Origin of the sequence: Butyrivibrio sp. VCB2006 (assembly GCF_000420945.1) — a bacterium.
Taxonomy (GTDB): Bacteria; Bacillota; Clostridia; order Lachnospirales; family Lachnospiraceae; genus Butyrivibrio.
In genome coordinates, this window is sequence record NZ_ATVX01000020.1 from 1 (window position 1) to 14,867 (window position 14,867).

Here is a 14,867-nt window from a genome sequence, read left to right on the forward strand (position 1 = left end):
CGTCATATCTGGGAAGATTACATTGAAGAATGTGAGGATATAAGGTACACAGAAGGAATGAAGGATCTCTATTCTCACAGAAAAGAAACAATAGAGAGAATCTTTGGAACAGCAAAAGAGAACCACGGATTCAGATATACGCAGATGTATGGCAAGGCGCGGATGGAAATGAAGGTCGCGCTTACCTTTGCGTGTATGAATCTAAAAAAGCTTGCAAGAATCAAGCATGAATGGCGGTTAGAGATGGCCTGATAGAGGACGTTTCTATCCTTTATTATCAATAAAACACTCGCGAAAAAGAAAAATGGTCTTGAGAGCTACGCTCTCAGGACCACTTTGTCTACAGTCTGAAGCCATAGCGAAGAATGCTATGGCTTTTTGCTACCCTCTTAGAAATTTACGTACGAAGGCGTACAATGATAAATTACATCTAAAGAGTGTAAAACGAATCTTGTTTTTGAAATCGGATTGCTTTGACATTTCTCTTGCTATCTTGCAAAACTCTTTATATTGCGTTTCCATCCGCTGCTTGGATTTGCTATCTTTTAGAATCTTGCGATAATCAATAAATTGTCTGGTTGTTCTCCCGAAATCTCGGTATGCCAGGCTATAGTAACCATGGGGAACCGTATAATTCAGGAGATTTATATATGCATCAAAGGCATCTAAACTTTTGTATGTTACTTTGCCACGCATAATACTATCAGCCGATAATTCCTGCTTATATACCAGTTTGCTGGACACATAGATTTTTGAACAATTAGAGACAAGTTGAGGAAGTATATAAGTATCTTCATTGTTCTTTCCTACAGGATAACGAAGGTTTTGCCACACTTCTTTTTTATAAAGCTTGCCCCATGCGACTGTGGCCATGTATAGTTTTTCGGATTCTCTTATATGCCATAGACCTTTTTCATCTACAACTGTATCTTTGTATCCTTCAGGAATTTCGGATATATCAACAAGTTCTCCTTCCGGAGTGAGTCTGGCAAAGCTCCCTATGCAATAGTCAACATCATATTTTATGCATGCTTCCAAAAGATATTGGAGAGAATTCTCATAAAGATAATCGTCACTATCAAGGAAAAAGAAATAGTCACCATGGGCATGATCCATACCATAATTGCGTGCATCACTAAGGCCACCATTTTTTTTATGGAGAGTGATTATATTGGGATATTTTAAAGAGTAATTATCACATATTTGACCGGAGTTATCAGAACTGCCATCATCGACCAAAATAATCTCAAAATTGACATTTTCTTGGTTAATTACACTTGATATGCATCTGTCTATGTATTTTTCTCTATTATATATTGGAATGATAACTGAAATTAGATTTGATGACATTTTTATACATCCTGTTTCTAAGTATCTAAAATTAGTAGTATTTATCATACATACTTGGCTCTAGATATTATAAACATGATTGAATGACGTGTAAAGAAAATGACTATCAAATGTTTCCAAAGAGTACACGCTTTGTAAATACAATAATTCAATTGAAAAGAATAATTCTGTAGGGTATTATTGTGTTTTGTGAGGAGTGATGGATATGGATTTGATAAGAACGCACTTAATGATAATTAAGGGAAAAATAAAACAAAAAATCATTAGATTTCGAGAGAAAGTCTATTTAAATGGGATTAGATTAGAAAAAGAAATCATAACCTCAATCCGACAATAGTTTGCAATAACTGTGTTGCAGGAGTGATTTATCATAATCTGGGTCTTCAATTTCAGTCTCCTACGATAAATCTTTTTATTGGATCGGAGGATTACCTGGAATTTGTTAAGAATTTCGAGTATTACAGTAAATGTGATGTTGTGGATATCTCTGACGAAAAATATCCATATCCAGTCGGCAAGATAGTTCCTATTGATGATGAGCATAAGGAGATCAAGCTCTTTTTCCAACACTATAAGACGTTTGAAGATGCTAGAGAAAAATGGATCGAACGTTATAGAAGAGTTAATTGGGAAAATGTTTATTTCCTATGGGAATTCTATGATACTTTGTTTGACAATAAATTGATGTATGAGTTTGACGAGCTTGATAATATAAATCATCTTTTGATCATGCATAGATATTTTCCGGGGCTTAAGAATGCTGTGAGAGTTTCCTGTTATGATAATGACAAACCAACAGCAAAGATTTTGAAATACGATGGAATTACTGGAAAACGCTATTTGGAAGAGTTTGATTATGTAGCTTATTTGAATAATCGCGAATTATATTTGTAATATGTATAATTTGTATTTTTGGGATGCAACCTAAACATAGGTTGCATCTTTTTTAATTTCAAATGTAATCCCTTCCAAAAATCAATTGTCTATATTGAACAAAAATCTCTATATATTTTCTCTGTAACCGCTTACACAAAATCATTGATTCTCCTATGACTAAAACGTATGATTAATAGGCAAACAAAGGGCTGCTCTGCAACGGGGATTGAGGGTAGCTCCGTTATAAAATTCTATTATTCATAGGGAGGTAATATGTTGGGGAAAAGTTTTAAATCCGGACTTGGGCTTGCAATGGCAGGAGTTCTTTTGGCTACTTCTGCGTTTGCGGGTAGCAAGGTGAATGCTTTGGCAGCAGCTGAAATGCCTGCAGTGACGGGAACAGGGGCATGGCTTGAGTCTGCGTATGTTACTTGGAATGCATCAGGAGATGCAAATGGCTACAATGTTTATGTTAATGGGGACAATGGACAGGTACAGCTTGATGATGAGCTGATTCGCTTGTATTCTGACGGCGCAGGCAATCAGTACTACAGAGCTGATGCCCTGGGTCTTTCTGCAGGCAATTACTCTTTTACCGTGGTTCCTGTTGAGGATGGCCAGGAGCAGAGTGATCTGTCTACATCTACAGATTCTGTTTATGTACAGAGCCATGACAGATCAGGCTTTGCTTTTGTAAACGGTACCTCTAACGGTGCTTATAATTCTGACGGAACACTTCGCAGTGATGCGGTAGTTCTTTATATTACAAAGGATACCAAGGACACTGTATCTATGGATGTTGTGACAAACGCCAAGGGTGCAACCACATCTGCATCCGGACTTCAGAATATTCTTAATTTGTATAAAAAAGGATACGATTCACGTCCACTTGATGTGAGATTTGTTGGTCAGATCACTGACTTTGCCACAATGGAAGGCGGCGACATTGTTATCAGTGGATCCGGTGATAGCAAAAGAGTATCCTGCGGCATTACCTTTGAAGGTGTCGGCGAGGATGCTACAGCTGACGGATGGGGACTTAGAATCAAGAATGCTTCTAATGTTGAGGTAAGAAACCTTGGATTTATGAACTGTGACAGCTCAGAGGGTGATGACCTTGGACTTCAGCAGAGTAATGACCATATTTGGGTTCACAACTGTGATTTCTTTTACGGATATGCCGGCGGAGATTCCGACCAGGCTAAGGGTGACGGCGCGCTTGATACAAAGAAGTCTACATTTGTAACTCATTCTTACAACCACTTCTACGATACCGGTAAGAGTAACCTTCAGGGAATGAAGTCAGAGTCTACAGAGAACTACATCACATACCACCACAACTGGTATGACCACTCTGATTCAAGACATCCACGTATCAGAACCTGCAGCGTTCATATTTATAACAACTACTACGATGGAAATGCCAAGTACGGTGTTGGCGTTACAATGGGTGCTTCTGTATTCGTGGAGAATAACTATTACAGAAACTGCAAGTTCCCTATGCTTATTTCCGAGCAGGGATCAGACGTAATGGCTGATTGGGAGACACTTACTAGAAATGAAGATTACGGCACATTCTCAAGTGAAGCCGGCGGTATCATTAAGTCTTTTAACAACTATATTGAAGGTGCTCAGTCATACGTAACATATCAGGAGAACAATACAGAGTTCGATGCTTACGAAGTATCATCTGCTGACGAACAGGTCCCTTCTGAGGTTGTTGCATACAAGGGCGGTTCAAGTTACAACAATTTCGATACATCAGGAATTATGTATTCATACTCTGCGGATTCTCCAGAGGAGGCAAAAGAAAAAGTTACAGCCTTCGCTGGTAGAGAAAATGGCGGAGATTTCAAGTGGGAATTCAACAACGAGGTAGACGATACTGACTACAGCGTAAACCGAGAGCTTAAAGCTTCTCTTAATTCATATCAGACTAAGATGATTGCAGTTGGTGGTGGTTCTGCCACAGGTGAGAACTCCGGTTCAGAGAGCTCAAGTGAAGCTTCTTCAGAGAGCTCAAGTGCTTCAGAGGCTTCATCAGATAACTCAGGAGCAGGAGAGGCTTCTTCAGAAGGAAGTTCAGAGGCAGCAGGTGAAGCATCAAGTGAGACAGCATCAGAAGCTTCCAGCACAGAAACAGAGGAGACTCCTGTAAATGTAAGTAGCTATGTTCAGAACTTTACAGCATCCGGAAAGGTTAGTGATTTCTATACTATAGAAGGAAACCTTTCTACAGGAAAGGGAACTGTAACATATGGTGGTAAGCTTCTTACTCAGTGCCTCAAGATTGAGTCTAAGACCAGCATCAAGTTCACAGCTCCTGAAGATGGACAGCTTATTCTTGTGTTTGGTGACAAGGATTCATCAATAAAGCTTGATGGAAAGGCAGTAAAAGAATCATCTAATGTTATGACACTGGATATAACTGAGGGCACTCATGAGCTTACCAAGAAGGATGTTGAGAATCTTTTCTATATTGAATATGTAAGCAAGACTGAGGCTCCATCAGAAGAGCCTGGAAATGATGACCCTGCAAGTGAGGCATCAAGTGCAGCCAGTGAAGCATCGAGCGAGGCATCAAGCGCAGCCAGTGAAGCATCGAGCGAGGCAGCATCAGAAGCATCAAGTGAGAGTTCTGAAGAAGTTGACGAGCCTGAAGAACCTGAAGAACCAGCTGTTTTATCCGGAGAATGGCAGAATAAATGGGGCGTGGTATCATACGTTTATTCAAATGGAGCCAAGGCAATTGGCATTAGGGAGATTGACGGTGATATTTACTACTTCAATGAAAAAGGAGTTTTAAAGAAGAACCTTTTTGTTGAAGATAATGGATATACATATTACTTTGATGGCAATGGTAAGATGGTGACAGGATGGATGACCAAGAATTTTGCAAGATACCATTTTGCAGAAAATGGCAAGATGGACAAAGGCCTTACCTACGTAGATGATGACTACTATTTCTTCAAAGATAATGGTGCGATGATCAAAAATGATTTCGTGAAAGTAGCTACAAACACCTATTATTTTGACGATAATGGTAAGATGATAACAGGATGGCTTAATAAGTGGACTGTTACCTACTATTTAGATGAGCTTGACGGATTGGTTACCGGAATGAGGGTAATTGATGGTGCGACCTATTTCTTTAATGAAAAAGGTCAGATGAGTAAAGACAAGTTTGTTAAACTTGATGGCAAAACCTATTTCTTTGGTAAGGACGGTAAGATGGTAACCGGTGAGATGACCAGATGGTTCCATAAATATGTCTTTGATGAGAATGGAGTTTTGATTCAGGGCTGATGAATACTTGCAGCACCAAATTTACATCGAACCTAAATAATCGTTTTTGCAAATTTGGTGTTGACAATAAAAAAAGAATATGATAATTTATACAAGGTTGTCAGATAAAACCATGAGACAACCAGCCGAAGACAGCAGGTGTTCCTTTATGAGGAACATAATGAGAAATCGCCTGCCGAGGAAAAGTTTGATTAGACTTTTTTACCTCTCGATGTCTTCGAGAGGTTTTTTTTCGGCGGTACATTCTATAAGGAGGTAAAAAAATGGCAAAGGTTGAACTTAAACAGCCTGTAGTAGCTGAGATTTCAGAGAAAATCAAAAACGCTCAGGCAGTCGTACTTGTAGATCACCGCGGACTTACTGTAGCACAGGATACTGAGCTTCGTAAGAAACTTCGTGAAGAAGGCGTAACTTACAAGGTTTACAAGAATACGATGATGAACTTCGCATTCAAGGGAACAGACTTCGAGCAGCTTTCAGACCTCTTAAATGGTCCTAGCGCAATGGCTGTATCTGAGACAGATCCAGCAGCTCCAGCTCGTGTACTTTACGAGTTTGCTAAGAAGGCTAAGGCTCTTGAGATTAAGGGTGGTGTTATAGAAGGAAAGCTCTATGACGCAGCAGCAATGACAGACATTGCACAGATCCCTTCAAAGGAAGTTCTTCTTTCAAGATTGCTTGGTTCTATGCAGTCACCTATCGCAAACTTCGCTCGCGTTATCAATCAGATCGCAGAGAAAGGTGGCGAGGCAGCTCCAGCTGCAGAGGAAGCTCCTGCTGAGGCAGAGGCTCCAGCTACAGAAGAAGCTCCTGCAGAAGCACCTGCAGCAGAGTAATCTGTACAAAATAATAAGTAATACTAACAAAACAAATTTAGAAATTATACTATATGGAGGTATATAATAATGGCAAAGTTAACAACAGCAGAATTTATCGATGCTATCAAAGAGCTTACTGTTCTTGAGTTAAATGATCTTGTAAAGGCTTGTGAGGAAGAGTTCGGCGTATCTGCAGCAGCAGGCGTTGTAGTTGCAGCAGCAGGTGCTGGCGCAGCAGCAGCTGGTGAGGAGAAGACTGAGTTCAACGTAGAGCTTACAGAGGTTGGTCCTAACAAGGTTAAGGTTATCAAGGTTGTTCGTGAGCTTACAGGTCTTGGACTTAAGGAAGCAAAGGATCTCGTTGATGGAGCTCCTAAGATGGTTAAGGAGAACGCTGCTAAGGCAGAGGCTGATGACATCAAGGCTAAGCTTGAGGCTGAGGGCGCAAAGGTTACTCTTAAGTAATTGATATACGAGTTAAGAGCAAAAGGCTTACTACATGCTTGCATGTGGTAAGCCTTTTATTTTTAACCGTAACATATATGAGGAAGTAGCACGATAGTGCGGATTCCGAATATATGTAGAATTGCGAGAGTGCAAAGCACAGAGCAATTCGTATATCAATTACGTGTGGTGAGATTTAAATTTCGAGTCTGCTTGTCGTTAAAAAAAGTTCTTGACATTCAAATTTCTTTGCAGTATGATTTAGGGTGCACTATTGTGGTGTGGTGGGCCTTTTTGCGCACTTTTTTAAAAGTACTCTAAAATTCCCATTTCATCGCAAAAAATAAAATTTAGAACGGGGTGAATGTCAATGGAAAAAAACAGATTACATCCTACCGGCTCTGGTAAAAACATTCGTATGAGTTTCCAGCGTCAGAAGGAAGTCCTGGAGATGCCAAACCTGATTGAAGTACAGAAGAATTCATATCAGTGGTTTCTTGACGAAGGCTTGAAGGAAGTCTTTGACGATATTTCTCCAATTGAGGACTACAGCGGCAAGCTCAGTCTGGAATTTGTTGATTTCAAACTTTGCGAGGATGAGATTGACAAGAACAAAAACACGATTGAGAAATGCAAGGAGAGAGATGCAACATTTGCTGCACCTTTAAAGGTAAAGGTTCGTCTTCATAATAAGGAGAAAGATGAGATCACAGAACATGAGATTTTCATGGGCGATCTTCCTCTTATGACAGCAACTGGTACCTTTGTTATTAATGGCGCGGAGAGAGTTATCGTCAGCCAGTTAGTTCGTTCACCCGGTATTTATTATGATATTACATACGATAAGATCGGTAAGGAGCTTATGGCTTGTACTGTTATCCCTAACAGGGGTGCATGGCTTGAGTACGAGACTGATCCTAACGATGTATTCTATGCAAGAGTTGATAGAACAAGAAAGGTTCCTGTAACTGTTCTTATCAGAGCTCTTGGTATAGGTACAAATGAAGAGATTCTTGAACTCTTTGGTGATGAGCCTAAGATTCAGGGAAGCTTTTCTAAGGATTCTTCTACTGATTATCAGAGTGGTCTTCTTGAACTCTATAGGAAGATCCGTCCTGGTGAGCCACTTAGTGTTGAGAGTGCTGAGTCTCTTATCAACGCTATGTTCTTCGATCCTAGAAGATATGACCTTGCTAAGGTTGGTAGATACAAATTTAATAAGAAATTACATTTCAAGAACCGTATTAATGGACATGTTCTTGCTGAGGACGTTGTTGATGAGACAACAGGCGAGATGATCGCATCTGCAGGTACTAAGGTTGACCGTGCACTTGCTACAGAGATTCAGAATGCGGCTATTCCTTATGTTCTTTTGCAGGAAGAGGAGAGAAACGTTAAGGTTCTTTCTAACATGATGGTTGATATTACACACTTCATCGAGTGTGATCCTGCTGAACTCGGAATTAATGAGGACGTTTATTATCCAGTGCTTAAGGAAATTCTTGACGAGTACACAGTTAAGAATGATCCTGAGGGACTTGCAGATACAATTAAGAAGCGTGTTCATGAGCTTATTCCTAAGCATATTACTAAGGAAGATATCATTGCTTCTATTAACTACAATATCCATCTTGAGTATGGTATTGGTAACGATGATGATATCGACCACTTAGGAAACAGACGTATCCGTTGCGTAGGTGAGCTTCTTCAGAACCAGTACAGAATCGGTCTTTCAAGACTTGAGAGAGTAGTTCGTGAGAGAATGACTACTCATGATACAGAAGAGGTATCTCCTCAGACACTTATCAACATTAAGCCTGTACAGGCTGCTGTTAAGGAGTTCTTCGGATCATCACAGCTGTCACAGTTCATGGATCAGAATAACCCTCTTTCTGAGATTACACACAAGAGACGTCTTTCTGCCCTTGGTCCTGGTGGTCTTTCACGAGACAGAGCCGGATTCGAGGTTCGAGACGTTCACTATACTCACTATGGACGTATGTGTCCTATCGAGACACCTGAAGGTCCTAACATCGGTCTTATCAACTCACTTGCAAGCTATGCAAGAGTTAACGACTATGGTTTCGTAGAGGCTCCATATCGTGTAGTTGACAGAACAGATCCAGAGAACCCAAGAGTAACTGATGAGGTTGAGTACCTTACAGCTGATGAAGAAGATAACTACCATGTAGCTCAGGCTAATACTCCACTTGATGAGGAAGGCCACTTCGTTAAGAAGACTGTATCAGGACGTTTCAGAGAAGAGACTTCTGAATATCCTAAGACAGCTGTTGAGTACATGGACGTATCACCTAGAATGGTATTCTCAGTTGCTACAGCACTTATCCCATTCCTTGAGAACGACGATGCTAACCGTGCTCTTATGGGATCAAACATGCAGCGTCAGGCGGTGCCACTTCTTATGACAGAAGCTCCTGCAGTAGGAACAGGCATGGAGAAGAAGGCAGCTGTTGACTCAGGTGTTTGTGTAGTTGCAAGAAAAGCCGGAACTATCGATTTCGTTGATAGTAAGCTTATTCAGATGACATATGATGATGGTGAGAAGGAAGAGTTCCATCTTATTAAGTTCCAGAGATCTAACCAGAGTAACTGCTACAACCAGAGACCTATCGTATTTAAGGGCGATCATGTTGAAGCAGGACAGGTTATTGCAGATGGTCCTTCAACATCACAGGGAGAACTTGGTCTTGGTAAGAACCCTCTTATCGGTTTCATGACTTGGGAAGGTTATAACTACGAGGACGCTGTTCTTCTTTCAGAAAGACTTGTACGTGATGATGTTTATACATCTGTACATATTGAAGAGTACGAGGCAGAGGCTCGTGAAACAAAGCTTGGACCTGAAGAAATCACTCGTGATGTTCCAGGTGTAGGTGATGACGCACTTAAGGATCTTGATGATCGCGGAATTATCCGTATCGGTGCAGAGGTTCGTGCCGGTGATATCCTTGTTGGTAAGGTTACACCTAAGGGTGAGACAGAGCTTACAGCAGAGGAGAGACTCCTTCGTGCAATCTTCGGTGAGAAGGCTAGAGAGGTTAGAGATACATCTCTTAAGGTTCCTCACGGTGAATATGGTATTGTTGTAGATGCTAAGGTATTTACAAGAGATAACGGCGATGAGCTTTCACCTGGTGTTAATCAGGCAGTTCGTATCTATATCGCTCAGAAGAGAAAGATCTCTGTAGGTGATAAGATGGCTGGTCGTCATGGTAACAAGGGTGTCGTTTCACGTGTACTTCCTATTGAGGATATGCCATATCTTCCAAATGGTAGACCACTTGATATCGTACTTAATCCTCTGGGCGTTCCTTCCCGTATGAATATCGGACAGGTCCTGGAGATTCACCTTTCTCTTGCTGCTAAGGCACTCGGATTCAACATCGCAACACCAATCTTTGATGGTGCTAACGAGATAGATATTCAGGATACACTTGAACTTGCTAATGACTATGTAAATAGCACATGGGAAGAGTTCGAGAAAAAATATAAGGATCTTGTACATCCTGAGATTATGGATTACCTCTATGAGAACAGAGATCACAGAGAACTCTGGAAGGGTGTTCCAATCAGATCAGACGGAAAAGTACAGCTCCGTGATGGTAGAACAGGTCAGAAGTTTGATAGCCCAACAACTATCGGACACATGCATTACCTTAAGCTCCATCACCTGGTTGACGATAAGATCCACGCTCGTTCAACCGGTCCTTACTCCCTTGTAACACAGCAGCCTCTGGGTGGTAAAGCTCAGTTCGGTGGACAGCGTTTCGGAGAAATGGAAGTTTGGGCTCTCGAGGCTTATGGCGCAGCTTACACACTTCAGGAAATTCTTACAGTTAAGTCTGATGATGTTGTAGGACGTGTTAAGACCTACGAGGCAATTATTAAGGGTGATAACATTCCTGAACCAGGCGTTCCTGAGTCATTCAAGGTTCTTCTTAAAGAGCTTCAGTCACTTGGTCTTGATATCAAGGTTCTCCGCGAGGATAACACTGAAGTTGAAATTATGGAAAGCGTTGATTACACAGATTCAGATTATCGCTTTGAGATGGAAGGCGATAACTCACGCGATTACAGCCAGGAATCTTTTGAGGCTAATGGCTATTCCAAGCAGCACTTCGATGAGAGTGGCGAGCTTGTAGCAGAAGCTGAAGAAACAGATGAATTCGAAGCAGAGGATTCTTTTGACGATTTTGATTCATCTGATGATGAGTAATCAGAAATAAACTGTTTGGCCGGGACAACCCGGTCAGACAGATTGCTGTAACTTAAACTCACATTAACATATAGAAAAGAGGTTACGAATGTCTGATTCAACAATGAATAAAGCAATAAATGAAGCTTCAAATGGCAGAGGCAGCACACTTCAGCAGACTTATCAGCCAATGACATTTGATTCTATCAAGATAGGACTTGCATCACCTGAAAAAATTAGAAGCTGGGCTCATAGAAACGATAATGACCCACATAGCGGTGAGGTTACCAAGCCAGAGACAATCAACTACAGAACACTTAAGCCAGAGAGAGATGGTCTGTTCTGTGAAAAGATATTTGGACCTACCAAGGACTGGGAATGTCACTGTGGTAAGTACAAAAAGATTAGATATAAGGGCGTTGTCTGCGATCGTTGTGGCGTAGAGATCACAAAGAGCAGCGTACGTCGTGAAAGAATGGGATACATTGAGCTTGCAGCTCCTGTATCACACATTTGGTATTTCAAGGGGATACCTAGCAGAATGGGTCTTATCCTTGACCTTTCACCACGTGTACTTGAGAAAGTTCTTTACTTTGCTTCATATATAGTACTTGATCCAGGTGAGACTACTCTTGAGTACAAGCAGGTTCTTTCTGAGAAAGAATATCAGGATGCAAGAGAAGAGTGGGGCGGCAAGTTCCGTGCAGGAATGGGTGCTGAGTCCATTAAGGAACTTCTTCTTGATATCGACCTTGAGAAGGAATATGCAGAGTTAAAAGAAGGACTTGATACATCAAGCGGACAGAAGAGAGCAAGAATCATCAAGAGACTTGAGGTTGTAGAAGCTTTTAGAGAATCCGGAAATGAGCCAGCATGGATGATCATGGATTGCATCCCTGTAATCCCACCGGATCTTCGTCCTATGGTACAGCTTGATGGTGGTCGTTTTGCAACATCAGATCTTAACGATCTTTATAGAAGAATTATCAACAGAAATAACCGTCTTAAGAGACTTCTTGATCTCGGTGCTCCTGATATCATCGTACGTAACGAGAAGAGAATGCTTCAGGAAGCTGTTGATGCTCTTATCGATAATGGTAGAAGAGGAAGACCTGTAACAGGCCCTGGTAACAGAGCGCTCAAGTCTCTTTCAGATATGCTTAAGGGTAAGTCAGGTCGTTTCCGTCAGAACCTCCTTGGTAAGCGTGTAGACTACTCAGGACGTTCAGTTATCGTAGTAGGACCAGAACTTAAGATTTACCAGTGTGGTCTTCCTAAGGAAATGGCTATCGAGCTTTTCAAGCCTTTCGTTATGAAGGAACTGGTTTCAAGAGGAATTTCTCAGAATATTAAGAATGCCAAGAAGCTTGTAGAGCGTCTTGATGAGCAGGTTTGGGATGTACTTGAGGATGTAATTAAAGAGCATCCTGTTATGCTGAACCGTGCCCCCACACTTCACAGACTTGGTATTCAGGCATTTGAGCCTATTCTTGTAGAAGGTAAGGCTATTAAGCTTCATCCACTTGTATGTACACCTTTCAACGCCGACTTCGATGGTGACCAGATGGCTGTACATCTTCCATTGTCAGTTGAAGCTCAGGCTGAGTGCAGATTCCTTATGCTCTCACCTAACAATATTCTTAAGCCTTCAGATGGTGGCCCAGTTAATGTTCCTACACAGGATATGGTACTTGGTATCTACTATCTTACACAGGAAAGACCTGGAGCTCTTGGAGAGGGTAAGTGCTTCAAGAACATTGATGAAGCTATTCTTGCTTATGAGAATGGATACATTACACTTCAGTCAAGAGTTAAGATCAGAATCAACAAGAAGGATGCTGATGGTGTAGAGTCTACAGGTATTGTAGAGTCAACACTCGGAAGATTCCTCTTTAACGAGCTTATTCCTCAGGATCTTGGTTTCGTAGACAGATCAGATCCAGAGAACTTCTTCAAACTTGAAGTTGACTTCATGGTTGGTAAGAAGCAGCTCAAGCAGATTATTACTGCTATTATCAATACACATGGTACATTTGCAACTGCAGAAGTACTTGATAAGATCAAGGATACAGGTTATCACTATTCAACTCGTGCTGCCATGACTGTTTCAATCGCAGATATGACAGTGCCTAAGCAGAAGCAGGCAATGCTTGATGAAGCACAGGCTACAGTTGATAAGATTGCTATGAACTTCCGTCGTGGTCTTATTACAGATGAAGAGCGTTACCGTGCAGTTGTTGATACTTGGATGGAGACAGATAAAAAGCTGACAGAAGAGCTTCTTGCAGGTCTTGATAAGTACAACAACATCTACATGATGGCTGACTCCGGTGCCCGTGGATCTAACCAGCAGATCAAGCAGCTGGCAGGTATGCGTGGACTTATGGCTGATACAACAGGTCGTACAATCGAACTTCCTATCAAGTCAAACTTCCGTGAAGGTCTTGACGTTCTGGAGTACTTCATGTCAGCTCATGGTGCTCGTAAGGGTCTGTCAGATACAGCTCTTCGTACAGCCGATTCAGGATACCTGACACGTCGAATGGTTGACGTATCACAGGAGCTCATCATTCGTGATGTTGACTGCTGTGCAGATAAGGAAGTAATTCCTGGAATGACTGTTAAGGCATTCATGGATGGTAAGGAAACAATCGAGCCATTAAAGGATAGAATCACAGGAAGATATTCTTGCGAGACTATTAAAGATAAAGATGGAAATGTAATCGTTAAGAAGAATCACATGATTACTCCATCTCGTGCAGCTAAGATCCTTTCAGTTGGTGTTAATGCTAAGGGAGAGCCGGTTGAGGCTGTTAAGATTCGTACAATCCTCACATGCCGTTCACACAATGGTATCTGTGCTAAGTGCTACGGTGCTAACATGGCTACAGGTGAGGCAGTACAGGTTGGTGAGGCAGTTGGTATCATCGCTGCTCAGTCAATCGGTGAGCCTGGTACACAGCTTACAATGAGAACCTTCCATACCGGTGGTGTTGCCGGTGGCGATATCACTCAGGGTCTTCCTAGAGTAGAAGAGCTTTTCGAAGCTAGAAAACCTAAGGGACTTGCTATTATCTCAGAGCTTGATGGTAAGGTTGAGATCAGAGATACCAAGAAGAAGCGTGAAGTTATCGTTACTAACGATGAGACCGGTGAGTCTAAGGCTTATCTGATTCCTTATGGATCAAGAATTAAGGTTCAGGACGGTGTTACAATCGAAGCCGGTGACGAGCTTACAGAAGGTTCAGTTAACCCTCATGATCTTCTTAAGATTAAGGGAATCCGTGCTGTACAGGATTATCTACTTAGAGAAGTTCAGAGAGTTTACCGTCTGCAGGGTGTTGATATCTGCGATAAGCATATCGAAGTTATCGTACGTCAGATGCTTAAGAAGGTAAGAATCGATGAGAGTGGTGATACAGAATTCCTTCCAGGAACTCTTGTAGATGTTCTTGATTTCGAGGACAGCAACGAAGCACTTGTTTCAGAAGGCAAAAAGCCTGCTGAAGGTAAACAGGTAATCCTTGGTATTACCAAGGCAGCTCTTGCTACTAACTCATTCCTTTCAGCTGCTTCCTTCCAGGAAACAACTAAGGTTCTTACAGATGCAGCTATCAAGGGTAAGGTTGATCCGCTTATCGGACTTAAAGAAAACGTTATCATTGGTAAGCTGATTCCTGCAGGAACAGGTATGAAGAGATATAGAAACACAACTCTTAATACTGATGTTAACTTCAAGGATCCTGAGAAGCTCATCCTCAAAAAGAGAAGAAGAGACTTCGATGATGAATTCGCTGATACTGTAGAAGACATCGATGATGATGAGCTTACAGTAGCAGATGACGAAGAGTAATTCA

7 protein-coding genes, 1 pseudogene and 1 other annotated feature are annotated in these 14,867 nt (G+C 41.4%); of the genes and pseudogenes, 7 read left to right on the forward strand and 1 reads right to left on the reverse strand.

Translation table 11 applies throughout. The features are described 5' to 3' along the window. A pseudogene (locus tag G613_RS0115275) lies at positions 1–234 on the forward strand (transposase); the annotation flags it as partial. A gap of 147 nt (positions 235–381) precedes the next feature. Here G613_RS0115275 and G613_RS0115280 read toward each other — a convergent pair. Then, positions 382–1,350 carry a glycosyltransferase family 2 protein gene (locus G613_RS0115280; RefSeq protein ID WP_029233452.1) on the reverse strand — a complete coding sequence of 323 codons (969 nt, stop codon included), beginning with the start codon at positions 1,348–1,350 and terminating at the stop codon, positions 382–384. 300 nt (positions 1,351–1,650) lie between these two features. Between G613_RS0115280 and G613_RS0115290 the strand changes: the two genes are divergently transcribed. From G613_RS0115290 to rpoC, 6 genes are all read left to right on the forward strand, one after another. Further along, positions 1,651–2,244, forward strand: coding sequence for a DUF1919 domain-containing protein (locus G613_RS0115290; RefSeq protein WP_081647917.1), 594 nt, complete (start codon positions 1,651–1,653; stop codon positions 2,242–2,244). Between the two features lie 255 nt (positions 2,245–2,499). Further along, positions 2,500–5,532, forward strand: a complete 3,033-nt coding sequence (locus tag G613_RS0115295; RefSeq protein WP_029233454.1) for a pectate lyase family protein — start codon at positions 2,500–2,502, stop codon at positions 5,530–5,532. Positions 5,533–5,639: 107 nt separating this feature from the next. Then, positions 5,640–5,772: a sequence feature (ribosomal protein L10 leader region), on the forward strand. 23 nt (positions 5,773–5,795) lie between these two features. Further along, positions 5,796–6,368, forward strand: coding sequence for a 50S ribosomal protein L10 (gene rplJ / locus G613_RS0115300; RefSeq protein WP_029233455.1), 573 nt, complete (start codon positions 5,796–5,798; stop codon positions 6,366–6,368). 69 nt (positions 6,369–6,437) lie between these two features. Further along, complete coding sequence (rplL, locus tag G613_RS0115305; protein WP_026488801.1) at positions 6,438–6,815, forward strand: 50S ribosomal protein L7/L12; 378 nt, start codon at positions 6,438–6,440, stop codon at positions 6,813–6,815. Between the two features lie 349 nt (positions 6,816–7,164). Then, on the forward strand, positions 7,165–11,031 hold the full coding sequence (rpoB, locus tag G613_RS0115310) for a DNA-directed RNA polymerase subunit beta (RefSeq protein WP_029233456.1): 3,867 nt from the start codon (positions 7,165–7,167) through the stop codon (positions 11,029–11,031). A gap of 169 nt (positions 11,032–11,200) precedes the next feature. Then, positions 11,201–14,863: a DNA-directed RNA polymerase subunit beta' gene (gene rpoC / locus G613_RS0115315; RefSeq protein WP_442852307.1), complete on the forward strand. Its 3,663-nt coding sequence runs from the start codon at positions 11,201–11,203 to the stop codon at positions 14,861–14,863. Positions 14,864–14,867: the final 4 nt, after the last annotated feature.

Bases quoted from the DNA above. Each gene is read 5' to 3' on its own strand.
- G613_RS0115280 (WP_029233452.1), bottom strand. From the start codon at position 1,350: ATGTCATCAAATCTAATTTCAGTTATCATTCCAATATATAATAGAGAA.
- G613_RS0115295 (WP_029233454.1), top strand. From the start codon at position 2,500: ATGTTGGGGAAAAGTTTTAAATCCGGACTTGGGCTTGCAATGGCAGGA.
- rplJ (WP_029233455.1), top strand. From the start codon at position 5,796: ATGGCAAAGGTTGAACTTAAACAGCCTGTAGTAGCTGAGATTTCAGAG.
- rplL (WP_026488801.1), top strand. From the start codon at position 6,438: ATGGCAAAGTTAACAACAGCAGAATTTATCGATGCTATCAAAGAGCTT.
- rpoB (WP_029233456.1), top strand. From the start codon at position 7,165: ATGGAAAAAAACAGATTACATCCTACCGGCTCTGGTAAAAACATTCGT.
- rpoC (WP_442852307.1), top strand. From the start codon at position 11,201: ATGACATTTGATTCTATCAAGATAGGACTTGCATCACCTGAAAAAATT.